This is a genomic window from Saccharomonospora sp. (assembly GCF_027317685.1).
Taxonomy (GTDB): domain Bacteria; phylum Actinomycetota; class Actinomycetes; order Mycobacteriales; family Pseudonocardiaceae; genus Saccharomonospora.
Genome location: NZ_DAHVQP010000134.1, coordinates 13,212 through 32,775 on the forward strand (window position 1 = coordinate 13,212; position 19,564 = coordinate 32,775).

The following is a 19,564-nucleotide window of genomic DNA, read 5'->3' on the forward strand; positions in this document are numbered from 1 at the left end:
TCGGAAGACGGGGGCAGACGAACAGCCACGACCCCGATACGCCAAGATCACCTTCGACAAGGCACTAGCCGGTGACCGGCGACCGTGGCCCGGACGGACCGACCGTTGCGGGCCACGGCCTGGTGGCCTGCCGCGTGCGCGGGTGCCTGGCAGCGGTTCAACAGGTCGTCGTGGAGCGTCGTGAAGAACGAAGACAAGTCAACTCAAGACACGTCACAACAGGGACACCACAAGTCGATCCGCAAGCGGCTGACAGGCACGGTGCTGGTCCCCAGTATCGCGCTTCTGCTGTTGTGGATCATCATGTCGGCGTACTTCGTCGTCGATGCGTTCTACGTGCGCGCGGTGGCCTCCAGTGTGCAGCAGGTGTCGATTCCCGCCGTCACCTCACTGGGTGCGGTGCAACAGGAACGCCAACTGTCCCTTATGTATCTGGACAAACCGTCAACGGGGCTGGCGGAGCTGCAACAACAGCAGCAGGAGATCGACACATCCCTCGGTGCGCTCCGCGAGGCGATGGAAACGATCAAGGGTGATGTGCCCGCCGAGATCGCCAGCCGCATGAGCAACCTGGAGTCCCAGCTCGACCAGCTGCCGGAGATGCGCACGCAGATCAACGTCAGGGAAATCTCCGCCACAGAGGTCAACGAGTACTACAACGAGCTCATCGACACGGCCGCCGGCCTGTTCGACGCGCAGGCCCGCACCGTGCCCGACGTCGACGCCAGCCAGAACGGCATCACGGCCACCGGCCTGTTCCGCGCGGCCGACCAGATGTCGCGTGCCGCCTCACTGGCGTCCAGTGCCTTCACCAACGAGAGCTTCTCGGCGAACGACCACCGCGCGTTCTCCCAGCTCGTCGGCTCCTACCGGTCGGCTCTGGAGGACTTGGCGCCGAACATGCTCCCCGACGTGCGCGTCCAGTACGACGCGCTGGTCTCGGGCGGAGACTGGCAGCGTCTGAGCGACGTCGAGAACCAACTCATCGCCCACGGCCCGGGCCCGATCGACACCGCCTCCCTCTCCTTCGGCGACACCGAGCTGCGCGACCTGGCCAGCCGGATCTCCACGGAACTGTCGGCGTTGACGACGACCCAGGCCGACCAGACCTCGGCGAAGGCCCTCGACGACAGCGGCCAGAACCTGACCAACGTCCTTTGGGGTAGCGCTCTCACGCTCGTCGCGGCCATCGCGTCGATCCTCGTCGCCGTGCGGGTGTCGCGCACCCTGGTGGACCGCACCCTGATGACGCGCCTCGAACGGCTGCGCAACGACTCGCTCGAACTGGCCAGCACTCGTCTGCCGAACATCGTGGAACGGCTGAAGGACGGCGAGCCGGTGGACGTGCAGGCCGAGCTGCCGAGGCTAGACCACGGTCGAGACGAGATCGGTCAGGTGGCCGAGGCGTTCAACATCGCCCAGCTCACGGCGGTCAACGCGGCGGTCAGTGAGGCCAAGGCCCGCAGCGGTGTGAACAACGTCTTCCTCGGCATCGCCCACCGCAACCAGGGCCTGGTGCACCGCCAGCTGCAGATCCTCGACCGGATGGAGAGCCGGGAGGAGAACCCGGAGCAGCTGAAGAGCCTGTTCCAGCTCGACAACCTCGCCACCCGTGCCCGCCGCACGACCGAGAACCTCATCATTCTCGGTGGCAAACAGCCAGGCCGCCGCTGGCGTAAGCCGGTCATGCTGATCGACGTGCTGCGGGCCGCGATCTCGGAGACCGAGCACTTCTCGCGGGTGGAGGTCGAACCCATCCCGAACGTGGCGCTGCTCGGTTCAGCCGTGGCCGACACCATTCACCTCGTCGCCGAACTGGTGGACAACGCCACCACGTTCTCGCCCCCGGGATCACCCGTCTACATGACCGGGACCAAGGTCGCGCGTGGTGTCGTGGTGGACATCGCCGACCAGGGCCTCGGCATGAAGGACGAGGTACGCGAGTGGGCCAACAACATGATGTCCGAACCACCCGAGTTCGACGCCATGGCCATGAAGGCCGACGCGAGTCTCGGTCTGTTCGTGGTCTCGCGACTGTCGACACGGCTCGGTGCACACGTCACGTTCGACTCCTCCCGCTACGGCGGCACCCGCGCTACCGTGCTGTTGCCGACGTCCATCCTGGCCTCCGACGAGCAGGCCACCGACGTGGACTCGGGCTTCCACGCGAGCCTGCCGAAGGAGCCGGAGATCGAAACCCACAAGCCGGGTAAGCCGATGACCGGGCAGACAGTCCCCGTCGGCACGGGCCCGACCGCAACAGCACCGCAGAACACGCCGTCGAGGACCGCTCCGGCTCCCACGGCGTCCACAACGCCCGTGGCACCCACGGTGTCGACGATGTCGACGATGTCGACACAGCCCTCGCCCACGGCTCCTGACAAAACGACGGAGTCGAACGGCTCGGGCCAGGTGCCGACGACCGATACGACGACTACGGGGACGAACGGCGCTCTTCGCCCCGGTGGTGAGTCCACCGGCGCCGAGTCGTCTGAGACAGGCAATGGCCTGCCCCAACGCAAGCGGCGTCGGGCACCGCTGCCACAGCGACGTCCCCAGGAAAACCTCGCTCCGCAACTGCGCGACGACCCGGACGCGGAGCAGAGCGACATCGACCGGTTCGCAGGCAGGACACGCAACACACTGTCGGCGTTCCGCAAGGGCACTCGTAGAGGACGCGACGCGGACGGTTCCGCACAACCGACCGACGAATGATCGATAGGGAAGTGGATCTCAAGCGATGAACGACAACAGCAACTCCACGTCGGACCTCAACTGGTTGCTGGACGACATGGTGGACCGCGTGGTGGGTGCCCAGCACGCCGTGGTGCTATCCGCCGACGGCCTGCTGATGGGCAAGTCCGGCACGCTGTCCAAGGACGACTCCGACCAGCTCTCCGCGATGGCCTCCAGTCTGCAGAGCCTCGCCAAAGGGGTCAGTCGCCACTTCCAACGAGGCCCGGTGCTACAGACCCTCATCGAAATGACCGAGGGCTACTTGTTCGTGTCCGCCGCGGGAACCGGAGCGTGCCTCGCCGTACTCGCCGAGGAGTCGGTGGACGTCGAGATGATCGCGTACGAGATGAACCGGCTCGTGAAGCGCGTCGGTGACTTCATGTCCGCCGCACCGAGGAACGAGGTGGCCTCAGAAACGTGACCATGGATGATCAGTGGTATGACGAGGCAGCGGGGCCTCTCATCCGCCCGTATGCCATCACCAAGGGCCGCATCCCGGCCTCGGACATCAAACTCGACATCGCCACCCAGGTGATGGCGCTGTCCGGGGTCAAAAGGGACCCGGTGGGTCTCACCCCGGAACACCACACCATTCTCGACCTGGCCGAGCGGCCGTTGTCGGTCGCCGAGATCGCGGCTCACCTCAAGGTACCGATCGCCGTGGCCAAGGTCCTGTGTAGTGACCTCATCGAACGCGGCGACGTGATCGTGCGTTCCCCCACCCAACCGATGAAAGCTCCGGATCGTCAACTACTTCAGGCGGTGCTCGATGGCCTCTCCCAGCTCTGACGACACCACGGCGACGGCCGTGGTACCCACGCCAGTCAAGATCATCGTGGCCGGCGGTTTCGGTGCCGGTAAGACGACCATGGTGGGCTCCGTCAGCGAGATCCCGCCGTTGTCCACCGAAGAGTTGATGACGACGGCCAGCGACGGTATCGACGACACCACCGGCGTCGAACAGAAGAAGACCACCACGGTCGCGCTCGACTTCGGCCGCATCACCATCTCGCCGCACACGGTGCTGTACCTGTTCGGCACACCGGGGCAGGACCGCTTCTGGTACATGTGGGACGAGCTCGCGCGCGGCGCCATCGGCACAGTGGTGCTGGTCGACACCCGCCGCCTCGACAGCAGCTTCGCCGCGATCGACTTCTTCGAACGCCGGGGCATCCCGTTCATCGTGGCGGTGAACTGCTTCGACGGCTCCGACGAATACACCGAGGACGAGATCCGCCAGGCGCTGGCTATCTCGCCGGGTATTCCGATCATGTTCTGCGACGCGCGGCAACGCGAGTCGAGCAAGCTCGCCCTCATCCGACTGGTGAGGTACGCGATGAGCAGGCTCCCGGAACCGGAGATGGCCTCCTCGAGCACGTGAGGCAAAAGGGGCCTCCGCCGCAAGGCGGAGGCCCCTTTTCGTCCGTGGAGCGGTTACGACCCGGCCGGGATGCGTTCCAGCTTGAGGTTGAAGTGCCGCAACAACTCCGGTGCGTCGACGACTCGGTACGACGCCACCCGCGTGGGATTCTTCACGATGTCGGCCAGCACGTCGGCGACGTACTCCAGGTGGGCCTGCGTGTAGGTACGGCGCGGAATCGCCATCCTCACCAGCTCGAACGGGGCGGGTTCGACGAGGTTGTGGTTCTCGTCGAACGTGCCCAGGTACAGCGATCCGAGTTCCACACACCGCACGCCACCGGCGAGGTACATCTCGCACGCGAGCGCGTGCCCGGGGAAGCCGTGCGGCGGGATGTGCGGCAACAACCTACCCGCGTTGAGGTACAGCGCGTGGATGCCCGCGGGCTGGACGATGTCCACACCGGCGTTGGTGACCAACTCGGCGAAATGAGCCGCATCGGCTTCCCGCGAGCGCAGGTAGTTCGGGTCGAGCACCTCGTCGAGCCCCTGGGCCACACGTTCCAGGTCGTGCGCGGCCAACCCGCCGTAGGTGCGGAAACCCTCGGTGGCGATGATGTTGGCCTCGCACTGCTTGGCGAGTTCCGAGTCACGCACACCGATGACCGCGCCCATCGGCGCGATGGCGTCCTTCTTGAGGCTGGCCACGCAACCGTCGGCGAGCGCGAACGTCTGCCTCGCCACCTCGCGCGGCGTGAGGTGGCCGTAGCCCTGTTCACGCTGGATCACCAGCCACGAGTTCTCAGCGAACCGGGCCGCGTCCAGGAAGAACGGCACACCGTAGCGGTCGCACAACGACCGCACCGCGCGCAGGTTCGCCATCGACACCGGCTGGCCACCACCACCGTTGTTGGTGATGGTGATCAGCACCTGGCCGACGCGGCCGCCCTCGGGTCCCTTCAGCGTCGCTTCCAGGGCTTCGAGGTCGATGTTGCCCTTGAACGGAGCTTGGCTGTCCAGGTCCCCGAACTCGGCGCACGGCAGGTCACGGGCCTCCGCGCCGACCAGTTCGACGTTGGCCCTCGTCGTGTCGAAGTGGGTGTTGCTCAGCGAAATCTGCCCCGGCTTCAACACCGACGAGAACAACACCCGCTCGGCCGCACGGCCCTGGTGCACCGGGAAGATGTGCGGATACGACGTGATGTCGTCCAGGGCCTGCCGGAATCGGTAGTACGAGTCCGATCCCGCGTACGAGCGGTCGGCCTGCGCCGCGGCGGCCTCCTGAGCCGCCGACACCGCCCCCGTACCCGAGTCGGTCAACAGGTCGATCGTGACCATGTTGGAGGGCAGGTCGAATGCGTTGTACGACGCGCGGGCGAGCGCTTCCTCACGCTGCTGGCGTGTCGTGATCGGTATTTCCTTGACGACCTGGATCCGGTACGGGGGGAACGGCTTCACGGTTCCTTCTTTCACACCTTGAGAACTTGGGTTCGTGGCTTGGGCGGTTTCAGGAGTGCGTCGAAGTGGCCGCCGTACGCGCATCGGAACGCGCGGACAGGACCTCGTAGCCCTCCGACGACAGGTAGATCGTAGTGCCGGTACCGAACTGTCCCAGTCGCAGCGAGACGTGGGCCAGCAGCCCACGGCCGTCGCTCAACGGGCGATCGGTGAGTGCCCGAATGGACCGGTCGAGTCCTGCCGCGTCACTGCCCCTGTTCTCCAAGAACGACACGACCCGTGACCGTGCCTCCACATCGTCGGCCACGTAGTCGCGGATGGGCAGATAGAGGCTGTAGTTGCCGGGCCGCTTCGGATCGGCCTCCACGAACGAATAGCTGGACACCAGCGGACGTCCGTCGAACGACTCGGTGCTGCCGCCGAGAAGTCCACAGAACTCGCTGATGCCGTCGCGGTCGAGACCGTCGACCGCCTGCGACGCCTGCACCGCCACGTCGGCGGTGGCCGAGAAGTGCGAGATGTACAACTTGACCCTCGACAACGGACTGTCGTCCAAGTCCACGGCGAAGAACGTGAACTTGTCGAGCTCTCCCCGCGATACGGAATACTCGGTCGCCGCGTCGTAGGCGTCCTCCATCCCCAGCCGCCGGAAGCCTTCGGCGACCAGTTCGGCCGCGCGGCCCTCACCCCGCACACCGGGGTTGAAGTAGACCTTGAGCTTGGGCGCGGCGTCCGGCCGGAAGATCATCGAATACCAGAACGCGAACTTGCCCTGCGGATCGTCGGGGAGGAAGAGGTCCTCCACCGCCTCGAACCGCTCGGTCGGAATCCCGAGGCGTTCGGACATCGATTCGAGGAACCGCCGCGCGGCGACGACGTTGGCCGACATACTCGGTTTCTCGGCGACCACTTCACCGAGCACCCGCACAGCACGGTCACCGGTGTCGTCCAATGCGACGGAGAATTCGACGGGCGTGGCATCGTCCGCGACATCCGAAGGCCACAATGGACCTTCGGAAAGACGGCGGTTTCCAGCCGTGCCCAGCAGTTCTCCGAGCATTTCGACCGGGGTGTCGTCGGATGCCGGGAAGCCGGCCTCGGCACACAGGTTTCGCAGCTGCCTACTGGTGTGTTCGAAAAGAGTCGGATCGTTCACGCTTGCTCCGACGGGCATGCGGACAAGTGGTTCACTCCCAAGTGGTTCTCGTGGCGTCTCTGCCAAAAGCATGATCAAGATACGGGCGTTTCGAAGCGCGAGATACCTCTACCGGAGTGATCTTGAACACCGAGTTGATCACACTTTGCAGCCAATGGAAAAACTCGGCACCGCCGCCGTCGAGGAGGAGTTCCAAGCCGCGAGCTCATCGAGTTCACCCGAAACCGAAGGCATAACTGATTCGCGACCGGACCCGCCCGACTCGCATTACCCGAGAACACATTGGCCACAGCCCGCTCACGGGCTCAGCCGTCAATATCCGGCCCGACCCTTCGGCCGGCTCCCCGAGGCGAAGCACGCGCGGGTCGGTAGGGACGGCTCACCGGTCCGGGTTCTTCTAAGAGCACCGGGCTCGAAGCACTCCCGACGCCGGGCCTTGAACACCGAGCCGTCGCCGACCGGGAATCCCTCGAATTCAGAACCAGCTCTTGGCAAGCAGCTGCAGCGAACGGTCCCGGACCGCTGGATCGTAGGCGTAGGTGACGGTGATGAGCTCGTCGGCGCCGGTGCGCTCCACGAACTCCTCCAGTTGCGCCTTCACCGTCCGAGGGGCGCCCACGGCTTTGATCCGCAACATGGGGTTGTTTCCGCCACCCTGCGCGGCGAGTGTCTCCGGGTCCACCGGAGGCTGGATCTTGCGACGCTTGCCGCGCACGATGTCGAGGAACATCTGCTCGATCACCGTGAATTCTCGCTCCGCTTCCTCGTCGGTGTCGGCGACCATGACGTTGATGCCGGCCATCACGTAGGGCTTTTCGATCTGCGCGGTGGGCGCTTCGGTGGAGAACGCCTCCTTGTACACCTGGATGGCCTGATCGAGCTGGTCCGGGGCGAAGTGCGAGGCGACCGAGAACGGCAGCCCCAACTGGCCGGCGATGGAGGCACCGTTGACGGTCGATCCGAGCACCCAGATCGGCACCGCAGTCCCGGCGGACACGGCGGACATGATCGGCATGCTGTGGGCGGTCCCGGTTTCGCCGAACCAGCCCTGCAAGTCGTAGATACTCTGGGCGAAAGCCTGCGGTTCGGCCGAGGAACGACCCAACGCCTGGGCGGTCATCATGTCCGTTCCCGGAGCCCGACCCAGCCCCAAGTCGATCCGATCCCCGTGCATGTTGACCAAGGTCCCGTACTGCTCGGCCACCATGAGCGGAGCGTGGTTGGGCAGCATCACCCCACCGGAACCCACCCGAATGCGCTCCGTGACCGAAGCGGCCTGGGAGATGAGCAGCGAAGTAGCGCTGGCGGCGAGGTTCGGAGTGTTGTGGTGCTCGGCGAACCAGAGCCGGTGAAAGCCCAACCGGTCAGCGAGGCGAGCCGAACTCATCGAAGCGGCGATGGCGGCTCGGGCGGCGGACCCCTCCGAGATGGGGACCAGGTCGAGAATGCTCAAGGGCACAGACAATGTCGAAGTTCCCTCACGTCCACGAAAAATCAGATGTATGCACCCAGTGACAAACCCTCCGACCGCGTTTCTATTCCTCGGGTGGAGCCCCTGACAACGGTCCGAGCACACTCCCGGGCCGGCGGCGACACTTGAATGAGTCACGCCGAAAGCACAGGGAACTCGGCGTCTCAGGGAAGGCTGCCGGGCCCCCTCGACTATGTCGGCCGGCACCGGTTGTGCGACGGCTGCGGCGCTTGAGGACGTCCTCGGTAATGAGTCCGAGTAGTTTCCTGTAAGTAAAGCGTGAGCCGCCGTCACTGCGAACCAACTGGTGGCCAGCTGACCTGGGCTTTTGGTGGGCCGCCCGGGGCTCGAACCCGGAACCTATGGATTAAAAGTCCACAGCTCTGCCGATTGAGCTAACGGCCCCGCTTTAGAAAGTGTAACGGTGGTCCGGCGCGGGCAGCACGGGAGGCATCCGTAGTGACTTCGGCTACTCCCCTGCCTTCACGAACTGCGGACACGGCGACGCAGACTGCGGACACGACTACGCAATCTGCGGACACGATGGCTGCGCCGACTGGTACGTGCCCCGCCGCACATCGTTGTGCAGTGCGGGGCACGCGGGACCCTTTAAAGGGTCAGCACTTCCCGCAGCAACCGCAGTTCGGCCCACTGCAGGAACCGCAGCAACCACACCCACTCATGGCAATCACCACCCTTTCGGGACGTGTCCGTGCCATTTCCACACGCTATGGAGTGAAAGAGCCCCTGCGACACCACTACTAGAGTGAACCGAGCAGTTGCTCTGTGTATCGCCAACGGATCTTTGCCCGTTATGGGGAGGAACCGATTCACCTCGGCCTGGAGGCCTGAGCCGTGGTCACCCATGCCACACTGCGAACCGTGGAGTACCAACTCACGGCCGAACTCGCCTCTCCGCCCGGAACACCGGACCTCGACCCGCTACAACAGGTCGGTGTCATGTCGCTGCTCGACGACCGGTTGAACCACCTCGTCAGCATCGAAGGACCGGACGGCGTGGAGATCATCCCGGTCGAGCACTCCCTCGAAGCCCACCTCAGTGGCGCCGTGGTGAACTGGCTACTCGACGCACCCGCGCTGGTACTGGCCGAGGAGGCCGCCAGAGCCGTCCTGGAACAACTCGTCGACGAGATCGACCTGTTGGAGGACTGGGAGGTCAAGCACTGTGCCGTCACCGCGACCGACGACCAGTTGGAAAGCGCGTTGGCGGCGTCGATGGACCCCGACGAGCTCAGCGACAACCTTCTGGCCGGACTGGGAGCCGCCGGCGACATGCGGACTTTCCTGATCGGCGCCGAGGACACCGACGAGATCCAAGCCGCCGTGCAGAAGGCCGAACTGGCCGATCGACGCTCAAGACTGCTGCACAAGGGTGAGTGTCTGCGGGCCTTCGACCTCTCCGTCTTCGGCGAGTCCGACGAGGTGAAGGCCCGGTACCTCGCGGGTGCGCTGCTACACGGCGTTCGAATGCTCACCGATGAGTTGGTCAGCGACGTCCAGCTGCTGGACGACGAGGAAGCCACCGTCGACGAGGTCGAGGCGCTCTGGGCGCTGGACGAACTACCGCCGCAGTACGCCGACCGTTACAGCGCTCTGTTCGCCAAACGGTTCCTGGTCGTCGCGTCGGTGCTCGGTCACCGCCTCACCCAGGAGGACTGGAACGGCCCGTTGTGTGTGGCGGAGGCGCTCGCGTTGCGCATCGCCGAATCGCGCGCGGAAGTCGAACTCGACCTCACCGAGGTGTTGGAAGCCGACCGTGTCAGCGGAATCTTCTCCGTTTTCAACAGTCATGCGTTGGGCGGTCTCGACAGCGACCTGCTGTACGAGATTCCCGAGTCGGAGGTGGACGCAGAGCTGGCCTTCGCCAACTGGTTCCGGCCGCGCACGGAGACCAGCCGAACTCCCGCATGGCATCCCTATCTCCTCGACGAGGAATGAAAACGAAAACCTTTTCCGGTCATGCGGGAATGCCATTTTATTTTCGAGCGTCGCCGCCCTTCGTCTTGGACTTCCCGGGTGATTCGCGCGCGTGGAACCGACCGGCAATAACTGAAAAGTCTTTCGAATTCAAGACTACCCAGGAAGGTCTTTCCCTAATAGCGTCCCTCGCTATCACCGTCAACCCTGCTCGGTGACATTCACACTATCGGGAGAGATCGACTATGCAGCGGGCTCCGCCGGGGTGCGCTGACACGAATTTCGAGATCCCTGAGGTGAGGCGACACGGTGGCGACGGCGGGCGGCGCGAGGGCGGCCGCCCGCCGAAAAGCCCTCAGTCACGGTCGGACGAGCTGCCATGGGATTCTCGACGATCCCGGTACATCAGCTTCGGCGTCACGAACCACACGCACGAGAACGTTCCCCCGACGATCACCGCCAGCACCACCATCACGGCGATGCCGAAAATCACTTTGCCGATCAACGAGACGGTCAGTGTGATCGCCGCGGCGAGACACGCCAATCCCGCCACGACCAGCCGGTTGCCGACGTTCAGGATCGCGAGCCGTTTTCCCTTCCGGAACAGCATCCGATGCCACGCGGCGGGCGCCATGAGCAACGCCGTGGCCGCCGTGGTGAACAGCACCGTCACCAGGTAGAGACCCTTTTCGAAGCCGTTCGCGTCACGGAACTCCCCGGTGAAGGCCACGGCGAGCTGAAAGCCGAAAAGAATCTGAACCCCGGCCTGGGCGACCCGCAATTCACCGAGCAACTCACTGACATTGCGCGCGAGCTGCTGATGACGCGGCTCCTCTGTCTCTCTCACCTACTCGTCTCGCTCATGTACTCGCCTTCACGGATTCAGGGTTGACAACCACTGTCTCCGAGCGAGTCCGCTCGTGCCACCCCAGCGCGGTGATCGAACACACCACCACGGCGAGCCCGATCCACTGCGTCACCGACAGGTGCGCGTCCAGCACGGTCACGCTGATGATCGCCGTTGTGGCGGGGAACGCCAGCTCGGCCAGTGTGGCCCGCGCGGCCGGGGTGGCCTGCATGCCCACGTAGTAGAGGCTCAACGCCAACAGCCCCGGCACGATGGCCAGCAGAACGAGCCCGGTGGCGTTCTCCCACCCCACGGCGAACGGGCTGCCTTGCGCGCCCGCGATGGCCGCCGCCACCGGAAGTCCGACGGTGAACCGCAGCACGGTCACATCCCGCGGTCGGAGTTTCGTCGACACGAGGCGACCGAGCACGGTCCCACTCGCCCACAGCGCCGCGGCCCCGACCGCGAACAGCGCCGTACGCAGTGCGGTCACCTGAACGTCGAACGGGTCAGCGAACGCGAGGAACCAAGTACCCAGCAACGCGGGTACGGCGAACACCGCGTAGCCCGCACGGAGCCGTTCTCCGAGGATGAAGAACGCGGCCACCATGGCGAACAGTGGCTGGAGTTTCTGCAGCACCAGCGGCGTCACCGGGTCACCGGCCTGGAACGACAGCGTGAACAATGAGGTGGCCAGTGCCGAGGCACCACCGCCGATGAGGAGCACGGCGATCCACTCCCGCGGCCCACACCGCGACAACGCGCGCACGGCCGAGGGAAGGAACGGAAGCAGCAACGTCGCCACGATCACGTGTTCCCAGAACACCACGGACGCGGCAGGCAGGTCACTCGCCAAGGGCAACCTGAGCAGTCCGTCGGTACCCCACAACGCTGCCGCGATCGCTACGAGCCATGTCCGGTCGGTGCGCCCCGTCTCAGCCGTTTTCGTCACGGGACCAGGCTACGAGCCCCGATGATCCCGCGATGCCCCAGACCACGGAGTGGATGTATCGAACGGGGACAGCGCATTGCGGTTGGCCGCGCCTTTTGGTTAGCACAAGATATGCGAACCCGGAAAACCTTCACCGTTCTCACCACACTCGTCACGGCCGCCACCGTCTCGATGCTCTCGGCGCCCGCCGTGACCGCCGCGCAGGACGGTCTCAGGATGTCCGCGACGATCGACGTGTTCGACACCGACCACAGCAGTGGTAGGGCCGTCACCTACGACACGGAGCTCGTGCCGCCAGGTTCACTGGCCGTCGTGGCATCGGTGTTCTCCGAGTCGACGGGCACGATCACCGAGCTGGAGGTTCGGGGTCTTGTGCCCGACCGGGAGTACGGCGCACACGTGCACGTCGACCCCTGCGGGCCGAGTGGTGACGACGCCGGGCCGCACTACCAGCACGAGCAGGATCCCGAGCAGCCGTCCACCGACCCCGCCTACGCCAACCCTGACAACGAGGTCTGGCTCGACTTCACCACCGACGACAAGGGAGCGGCGTCCGCGCGTTCGGAGGTCGACTGGGCCTACGGCGACCGCAAGCCGGGCTCCGTGGTGATCCACGAACGCCACACCTCGACCGGTGAGGGCGAAGCCGGTGCAGCGGGTGCGCGCCTCGGGTGCATCATCGTGTCGTTCTGAACCACCTGGTCCGCGGGCTTTCCGGCGGCCTACGACACGTCCACGAAGAAACGTGGCCATGTTGTAGGCCGCTTCGCGGCACGGACCGGCCCAGCCGTCCCCCGAGACCGGCCCCGTCGCTTGCACCGCACGGCACCAGCGACAATGGGAGTGTGACCGCGACTCTGTCCAAGACCGCCCTGCGGATCGGCCCGTACCGGATCGACCCGCCCGTGGTGCTCGCGCCCATGGCCGGCATCACCAACGTCGCGTTCCGCAAGCTGTGTCGGGAGTACGGCGCGGGCCTCTACGTCTGTGAGATGATCACTGCCCGTGCCGTGGTGGAGCGCCATCCCGGCACGATGCACATGATGACGTTCGACGCGGGTGAGTATCCGCGTTCGATGCAGCTCTACGGCGTCGACCCCGCAACGATGAAGGAAGCCGTCAAGATCATCGTCGGCGAAGGACTGGCCGATCACATCGACGCCAACTTCGGCTGCCCCGTCGCCAAGGTGACCCGCAAGGGCGGCGGTGCCGCGTTGCCGTTCAAGCGGAAATTGTTCGGCAACATCGTCCGGGCCTCGGTGGAGGCGGCCGAACCCGCGGGCATCCCGTTCACCGTGAAGTTCCGCGTCGGTATCGACGACGAGCACCACACGTTCCTGGAAGCGGGCCGCATCGCCGAGGCCGAGGGTGCCGCCGCCGTCGCGCTGCACGCGCGCACCGCGGCGCAGCGCTATTCCGGCAAGGCCGACTGGTCACAGATCTCGCGGCTGAAGGAAGCGGTGACCAGCATTCCGGTGCTCGGCAACGGCGACATCTTCACCGCCCACGACGCGCTGCGCATGGTGTCCGAGACCGGTTGCGACGGTGTCGTGGTCGGCCGTGGCTGCCTCGGCAGGCCCTGGCTGTTCGGAGAGTTGGAGGCGGCGTTCGCAGGCAAGCCGATCCCCGAGGGGCCGAACCTGGGGGAGGTCGCGCGCGTGTTGCGCCGCCACGCCGAACTGCTCGTGGAGCACGACGGCCCGAACAAGGCCATGCGGGACCTTCGGAAGCACATGGCCTGGTACTTCATGGGCTTTCCCGTCGGTTCCGAACTGCGCCGCAGGTTCGCGATGGTGTCGTCGTTGGACGAGTTGGACGAGCTGATCACGCAGCTCGACCACGACGCCCCGTTCCCGGTCGACGCTCTCGGGCCCCGAGGCCGTCAGGGTTCGCCGGGCAAGGTCACACTGCCGCACGGCTGGCTGGACGATCCCGACGATCCGTGCGTGCCCGAAGGGGCCGACATGATGCATTCGGGCGGATAAAGTTCGAAAAACGCCCAGGCTTCTCCCCGACACGGCGGTGGTCTTCACCACTCGGGGCGGTGGCGTCGCGGGTGGCGCCACGGGCTCGCCGTGCCGCTACGGCCCCGAGTCGTGGGCGGAAGACCTCGGTGTGCCCGAAGGGCGAAAAGCCCCCGTCCCGACGCCGTGCTGGGAACCGGCTCGGGGCCGGGCGCACCACCGTCCGCGGAGGCCTCACCCGATGTCCGCGGTCGCCGAGAAATAGGCCCACTACCTCGAAGAACACGGCTGAAGTGGGTCTTTTCAGGCCCCGTGTTCCGCGGCGATTTCTCCGCGTCGATCCCACCGGGCGAGAGCCGGAAACAGCGCTTCGAACGGCAACCAAGCGTGAACATCGATAGGCCGAACACGTGACAGTGACCACGAACGAACGTGCTATACCGAACGTGATCAACTGGTGCCGCAACGCGGTGTAAAAGTTCCTGCTGCGATGTCGTCACAAACGGCTGATATCCGTACGATAACGAACGCCGTCCTCGCGGCGATCAACAAGCAGGTGTCGGAATCCCCAAGGGATTTTTGAGCGAAGGGAGCGTGCGTGTCGGACGACCGCGACACTCCCGGGCTCAGTTCTCAGGCGGCGGAATGGCGAGAACGCGCCCGGCGTAACCGTGAGGAAGCCGAGCGGAGACGGCGTCGAGCGCTGGACACCCAGGGCGGTATCAGCGTCGCCGAGATGCTCGCCCGACACGCCGCCGACCGCCGATCGTCCGAGGAGAATGGGACGGCGCGTCCGTCGAGGCAGCGCAGGAGGGCGGCCGAGCAGGCCCTCGACACGCCTTCGGCATCTCCCCGTAGGTCCCGGCACGCGGCCGACGACGACCACGCCCCGCCCACGCCTTCGTCCACGCCTCCGCCCACCGGGCGCCACCAGCGGCCGGACCCGCCCGTGGAGGCACCCGAGCCACCTCCACCACCACAGCCGCTTCCCCAGCGTTCCCCGTTGCCGGAACGACCTCGCGGCACGACCCCGCCCTCCGCTCCACCACCGGCGGACCCCGGACCTCGGGGTCTCGCCAGGCCCGATCACGCGCGGCCCGAACCACCCCGAAGCCGGCCGCTGCCGTCAGATGTCGGCCACCCCGACACCGGCCGTCCCCGTCCTCAAGGCCCTCAGCCCCGCAGGCCCGAATCGGCAAGCTCAGGTCACTTCCTCGCGATCGAACCGCCGCACGGGGAACCACCGAGGCACGTCCCCACCCGTAACGCCGAGCCTCCACCGCCCCCGGCGAAACTCCTGTCCTCACCACCGCCCCCGCCTCCCGCGCCTCCCGCGCCTCCTCGGGAACAGGCCGTGCCCGAGCGGCCCCGCCCACCGGCCCGTTTCCAACCTCCCCCACGCGCGCAGCGGCCACCGCAGCCCGTTCGCCCACCGACGCCCGCGGCCGAGATCGGTGCTGCCCTCGACGCCGCACCGGAACGGACCGGCGATACTCCGCCACCACCGTCACGGGTCCCGGAGACGCCGGGTCGCAGGCCGCCCGCCCCACCCAACGGCAACGGCCGTCCGCGTCCCCGACCTCGGGCGGCGGAGTCCCGGCAGGACGCACCGTTCGCACCCGCACGCCCGGCGCCGACCGGACGGCCCGCCCCCGCGGAGCCGCCCGCGCACGCCGGGCCGATCGAGCCTGCCGAACAACAGCCCGCCGCTGCCGCACCGCCGGAGGCCTCGCCCGTCCCCCGGCGGCCTCGCCGTCGTCCCAGGACGGAGCAGGACGAACGTTCGCTCGAAGACCGGCTGACGATGACCGACCAGATGGAGCCGGTCGACGACGCCACGAAGTACCGCCGCAAGATCGACGAGTCGTTGGCCCGGTTCTCGGCCGCGCACGACGAGCTGGAGGCGGAGGAACGCAAGAAGCGCCAGAAACGGCAGCGTCTCCTCGAACAGACCATGACCGCGTTCCAGCGGGTGGTCCCGGTGGGGCAGAAGTCGCACAGGCGCAACAACGCCCGCCGCAATCACACCGACCCCGACGATGACGGTGAGTCCGAACGAGGCGAGTCCGACGACATCGAGATCTTCGGCGTCGGATGGGCCGACACCGCGCCCGACAGCGCCGAACCTCACGCCGAACCTCACGCCGAACCGGACGACGGAGCGACGAACGAGCCGGACGGCGTATCGGACGACGAACCGGACGACAAATCGGACAGAGCTTCGGGCGACAAGTCGGTAGACGAGTCCGGTGAAGACGAATCGGACGGTCCTACAGGCTCCGCCGAACCGCGGGACGGTGAACCGGACACCGAATCGGACAGTCCCGAAGCGGTCGCCGAAACAGGCGCCGAAGCGAGCACCGAATCGGAGAGCAGGAAGCTCGGACGCGACGAGCGCGGTGTCCTCGCGTCGAAGGCCGCCGCCCTCGTCGCCGCTGTCCTCGTGTTCCTCGGCACCGGTGTGGGCTGGGGCGCCAAGACATGGTTCGAGGGTCAGGTCAACGAGATCCTCGCCCTGGACGAGAACTCGGCCGACATCCGCAACGCCTCCGCCCAGCTCGGCGACGCGAACTTCCTCATCGTCGGGTCCGACACCAGGCAGGGCGCGCAGGCCGGGGACAACGTCGGCTCGGCGGACCTGGTCGAAGGCGCACGCTCGGACACGGTGATGCTCGCCCACATCCCGGAGGACCGGGAACGTGCCGTGGTGATCTCCTTCCCCCGCGACCTGGAGATCACCAGGCCCGAATGTCGGCGCTGGGACCCCGCCACGGGTGACTACGGCGAGACCGTCGACATGGCCGAGGCCGTGAAACTCAACACCGCGTTCACCATCGGCGGCCCCCAGTGCCTGACGAAGGTGATCCAGCAACTCTCCGGTCTGAGGATCAACCACTTCGTCGGCATCGATTTCCAGGGATTCAAAGGCATGGTCGACGCGGTCGGCGGGGTGACGCTGCACTTCGAGGAACCGATGCGGGACGCCGAGCTCGGAATGATCGTGGCGGAGACCGGCGACGTGCTGCTCAAGGGCGAACAGGCGTTGAGTTACGTGCGGGCACGCAAGGTGTACGGCGACCCGACGTTCTCCGACTACGGCAGGATGCAGCGCCAACAGGAGTTCCTGTCGTCACTGCTGCGCAAGGTCCTGTCCGGCGATGTGCTGTTCGACATGGGCAAACTGACCGATTTCGCGCAGGAGTTCGCCAGGTCCACGTTCGGCGAGAACATCGGGGTCGACCAGATGCTCACTCTGGCCCAGTCGATGAGGGGGCTGGACGCGGGCAAGGTCACGTTCCTCACGATCCCGACGGTGGGCGAGGCCAACGAACGCGGTAACGAAGTGCTGTTGGAGGCCGACGCCGAAGAGCTGTTCCAAGCACTCATCGACAACACGCCACTGCCGGGTGAGGAGGAAGAGTCGCAGGACGACTCCACATCGGAGGAAGGGACCGGCACGGGAACACCGGCGGAGGCCGGGGCGGGAACGGAGACGCCGCAGCAGGCAGCCGCGCCGGCATGACACATAACAGGTGTACAGCCGCGGTTCACCGGAGCTTCACTTCACGGTACGGCACAGGTGTTAACCCGCACGTAGAGTGAATCTCATGCGTGAGGCTTACAACGTCGAACTCGATAACCTGGCCACGAAGTTGGCCGATATGTCCGTTCAGGTGGCGGAAGCCATGGAGCGGGCGACGAAGGCCATGCTGGAGTCGGACCTGGAGCTGGCGGAGCAGGTCATCAGCGACGACGCTCTGGTCGACGACGCACGCGCCGACTGCGAGGAACAGGCGTACGCACTGCTCGCTCTGCAGGCACCTGTGGCCACCGACCTGCGGATCGTGCTCGCCGCCATCCACGCGGCCGAAAGCCTCGAACGAATGGGTGACCTCGCCCTGCACGTCGCCAAGGCGGCCCGTCGTCGTCACCCCGAGCCGGTCCTGCCGGCGAACGTGCAGCCGTACTTCGCCGACATGGGCAAGATCGTGGTCCGGTTGGCTCGCCGGGTCGAGAAGATCATCAAGACTCGCGACATCGAAGCCGCCCGCAGCCTGGAGACCGACGACGACCAGGTCGACGACATCCACCGTCACCTGTTCACCGTCATCATGGCCAAGGACTGGGAGCATGGTGTGGCCACCGCCGTGGACGTCACGTTGCTGGGCCGGTTCTACGAGCGCTACGCTGACCACGCCGTGTCCGTGGCGCGTCGAATGGTGTTCGTGGTTACAGGCCGTATGCCAGGCTACTCGAGCGACGAGATTTAAAACACCCGAAAGTGTGCTTTTGTGCGCCGAAATCTCACGCCCTGCGCCCTATTTGCCTGATTCGTCGCCATTTTCAATAACACAGAGTCACATACCTGAGCTGTTTCCGTGACGTCCGCCGGATGTCGGATTCCGTTCAACTTCCGTTCACCAACACTGTCCTGCGGTGTCACGTACCGCCCATAACGTCCACCATCGTGAGCATCCGCAGAAGTCGGCCGCAACCGACCGCCACCTTTCGGAAGAGGTCTACCGTGAAGCGTTTCCCCTTGAGCCGCGCGATCGCTCTCCCCGCGGCCGCCGCGCTCACCCTCGGCATCGCAGCGTGCGGTTCAGCCAACGAACAGGGCAACGGCCAAGGCGGCAACGGATCGGATCTCTCGGGAACGATCTCGGGTGCCGGCGCTAGCTCGCAGGAAGCCGCACAGAAGGCGTGGCAGGCCGGTTTCATCGACAGCAACCCCGACGTCACGGTGAACTACGACCCGATCGGCTCCGGCGGTGGCCGTGAGCAGTTCGTCAACGGAGGGTCGGACTTCGGCGGCACCGACGCCTTCCTGGACGACGAAGAACTGGCGGCGGCCCAAGAACGCTGCGGCCAGGTCGTGGAGATCCCGACGTATGTCTCCCCCGTCGCTGTGATCTTCAACCTGGAGGGCGTCAACGAACTGAACCTCAAGCCCGCCACCATCGCGAAGATCTTCAACCAGGAGATCACGAAGTGGAACGACCCGGAGATCGCCGCCGACAACCCGGACGCCGAGCTCCCCGACATCGACATCACCCCGGTCAACCGCTCGGACGAGTCGGGCACCACTGAGAACTTCGCCGAATACCTCAAGGCCGCCGCGCCGGAGGAATGGCCGCACGAGGTCAGCGACAGCTGGCCGGTGAACGGCGGCGAGGCCGCCCAGGGCACCTCGGGCGTGGTCCAGGCCGTCGGCAACGGCAACGGCACCATCGGTTACGCGGACGCCAGCCAGGCCGGCGATCTGGGCACGGTGAAGGTCGGCGTGGGTGACGACTTCGTCGCCTACTCCCCGCAGGCCGCCGCCAAGGTGCTGGAGGTCTCCGAGCGCATCGAGGGCCGCGGCGACTACAGCTTCGCCTACGAGCTCGCGCGCGACACGACGGAGGAGGGTACTTACCCCATTGTCCTCGTTTCGTACGCTCTGGCCTGCACCGATTACGGTGACGCGAACAAGGCTGAACTCGTGAAGGCGTACTTCAACCACATGATCAGCTCCGAGGGCCAGCAGGCTTCGGCGCAGCACGCCGGATCCGCCCCCCTCTCCGACGCGCTGCGTGAGGAGATCCAGCCCGCGGTCGACGCGATCGGCTCCGATAGCTGACACCGACGCACCGCGTCCTGTCCGGGTGGTCACCCGAGGTGGTGACCACCCGGATGCCGT

15 protein-coding genes and 1 tRNA gene are annotated in these 19,564 nt (G+C 66.1%); 10 read left to right on the top strand and 6 right to left on the bottom strand.

The annotated features are described in order from the left end of the window. Positions 1-180 precede the first annotated feature (180 nt). From M7H19_RS16185 to M7H19_RS16200, 4 genes are read left to right on the top strand one after another with little or no spacing between them, the layout of a single operon-like run. Positions 181-2,715: a nitrate- and nitrite sensing domain-containing protein gene (locus M7H19_RS16185; protein WP_298182550.1), complete on the top strand. Its 2,535-nt coding sequence runs from the start codon at positions 181-183 to the stop codon at positions 2,713-2,715. 25 nt (positions 2,716-2,740) lie between these two features. Beyond that, positions 2,741-3,157 carry a roadblock/LC7 domain-containing protein gene (locus tag M7H19_RS16190; protein WP_298182294.1) on the top strand — a complete coding sequence of 139 codons (417 nt, stop codon included), beginning with the start codon at positions 2,741-2,743 and terminating at the stop codon, positions 3,155-3,157. A 2-nt stretch (positions 3,158-3,159) separates the two neighbouring features. Further along, a complete protein-coding gene (locus M7H19_RS16195) occupies positions 3,160-3,525 on the top strand; it encodes a DUF742 domain-containing protein (RefSeq protein WP_298182552.1) in 366 nt (121 codons plus the stop codon). Further along, positions 3,506-4,117 carry an ATP/GTP-binding protein gene (locus M7H19_RS16200; RefSeq protein WP_298182296.1) on the top strand — a complete coding sequence of 204 codons (612 nt, stop codon included), beginning with the start codon at positions 3,506-3,508 and terminating at the stop codon, positions 4,115-4,117. The genes M7H19_RS16195 and M7H19_RS16200 overlap by 20 nt, the downstream gene beginning before the upstream one ends. A gap of 53 nt (positions 4,118-4,170) precedes the next feature. Here the strand turns inward: M7H19_RS16200 and M7H19_RS16205 are convergent, their stop codons facing one another. The 4 genes from M7H19_RS16205 to M7H19_RS16220 all read right to left on the bottom strand — a co-directional run bounded on the left by M7H19_RS16205 (position 4,171) and on the right by M7H19_RS16220 (position 8,585). Beyond that, positions 4,171-5,553 (bottom strand): tryptophanase, encoded by a 1,383-nt coding sequence (locus M7H19_RS16205; RefSeq protein WP_298182298.1) that lies wholly within the window; start codon positions 5,551-5,553, stop codon positions 4,171-4,173. 49 nt (positions 5,554-5,602) lie between these two features. Beyond that, the gene (locus tag M7H19_RS16210; protein ID WP_298182300.1) at positions 5,603-6,727 is read right to left on the bottom strand and encodes a tryptophan dimethylallyltransferase family protein; all 1,125 of its coding nucleotides are present in this window, start codon (positions 6,725-6,727) and stop codon (positions 5,603-5,605) included. 457 nt (positions 6,728-7,184) lie between these two features. Beyond that, positions 7,185-8,162: an LLM class flavin-dependent oxidoreductase gene (locus tag M7H19_RS16215; protein WP_298182302.1), complete on the bottom strand. Its 978-nt coding sequence runs from the start codon at positions 8,160-8,162 to the stop codon at positions 7,185-7,187. 347 nt (positions 8,163-8,509) lie between these two features. Next, positions 8,510-8,585: transfer RNA gene (locus M7H19_RS16220), tRNA-Lys, on the bottom strand. 477 nt (positions 8,586-9,062) lie between these two features. Between M7H19_RS16220 and M7H19_RS16225 the strand changes: the two genes are divergently transcribed. Further along, positions 9,063-10,139, top strand: a complete 1,077-nt coding sequence (locus tag M7H19_RS16225) for a hypothetical protein (RefSeq protein WP_298182304.1) — start codon at positions 9,063-9,065, stop codon at positions 10,137-10,139. A gap of 334 nt (positions 10,140-10,473) precedes the next feature. Here the strand turns inward: M7H19_RS16225 and M7H19_RS16230 are convergent, their stop codons facing one another. Both M7H19_RS16230 and M7H19_RS16235 read right to left on the bottom strand, forming a co-directional pair. Then, positions 10,474-10,965, bottom strand: coding sequence for a DUF6328 family protein (locus M7H19_RS16230; RefSeq protein ID WP_298182306.1), 492 nt, complete (start codon positions 10,963-10,965; stop codon positions 10,474-10,476). A gap of 13 nt (positions 10,966-10,978) precedes the next feature. Further along, positions 10,979-11,917 carry a DMT family transporter gene (locus M7H19_RS16235; RefSeq protein WP_298182308.1) on the bottom strand — a complete coding sequence of 313 codons (939 nt, stop codon included), beginning with the start codon at positions 11,915-11,917 and terminating at the stop codon, positions 10,979-10,981. Between the two features lie 111 nt (positions 11,918-12,028). On the opposite strand from M7H19_RS16235, the gene M7H19_RS16240 reads away from it, so the two are divergent. From M7H19_RS16240 to pstS, 5 genes are all read left to right on the top strand, one after another. Continuing rightward, complete coding sequence (locus M7H19_RS16240; protein WP_298182310.1) at positions 12,029-12,610, top strand: superoxide dismutase family protein; 582 nt, start codon at positions 12,029-12,031, stop codon at positions 12,608-12,610. Positions 12,611-12,762: 152 nt separating this feature from the next. Continuing rightward, positions 12,763-13,902 carry a tRNA dihydrouridine synthase DusB gene (gene dusB, locus M7H19_RS16245; protein WP_298182312.1) on the top strand — a complete coding sequence of 380 codons (1,140 nt, stop codon included), beginning with the start codon at positions 12,763-12,765 and terminating at the stop codon, positions 13,900-13,902. 1,783 nt (positions 13,903-15,685) lie between these two features. Further along, positions 15,686-17,404 (top strand): LCP family protein, encoded by a 1,719-nt coding sequence (locus tag M7H19_RS16250; protein ID WP_298182554.1) that lies wholly within the window; start codon positions 15,686-15,688, stop codon positions 17,402-17,404. A gap of 85 nt (positions 17,405-17,489) precedes the next feature. Then, positions 17,490-18,152, top strand: coding sequence for a phosphate signaling complex protein PhoU (phoU, locus tag M7H19_RS16255; protein WP_298182314.1), 663 nt, complete (start codon positions 17,490-17,492; stop codon positions 18,150-18,152). A 254-nt stretch (positions 18,153-18,406) separates the two neighbouring features. Then, complete coding sequence (gene pstS / locus M7H19_RS16260; RefSeq protein ID WP_298182316.1) at positions 18,407-19,504, top strand: phosphate ABC transporter substrate-binding protein PstS; 1,098 nt, start codon at positions 18,407-18,409, stop codon at positions 19,502-19,504. Positions 19,505-19,564 lie beyond the last annotated feature (60 nt).

Coding starts and splice junctions, on each gene's coding strand:
- M7H19_RS16190 (WP_298182294.1), top strand. CDS start 2,741: ATGAACGACAACAGCAACTCCACGTCGGACCTCAACTGGTTGCTGGAC.
- M7H19_RS16195 (WP_298182552.1), top strand. CDS start 3,160: ATGGATGATCAGTGGTATGACGAGGCAGCGGGGCCTCTCATCCGCCCG.
- M7H19_RS16200 (WP_298182296.1), top strand. CDS start 3,506: ATGGCCTCTCCCAGCTCTGACGACACCACGGCGACGGCCGTGGTACCC.
- M7H19_RS16210 (WP_298182300.1), bottom strand. CDS start 6,727: ATGCCCGTCGGAGCAAGCGTGAACGATCCGACTCTTTTCGAACACACC.
- M7H19_RS16240 (WP_298182310.1), top strand. CDS start 12,029: ATGCGAACCCGGAAAACCTTCACCGTTCTCACCACACTCGTCACGGCC.
- M7H19_RS16250 (WP_298182554.1), top strand. CDS start 15,686: ATGACCGACCAGATGGAGCCGGTCGACGACGCCACGAAGTACCGCCGC.
- phoU (WP_298182314.1), top strand. CDS start 17,490: ATGCGTGAGGCTTACAACGTCGAACTCGATAACCTGGCCACGAAGTTG.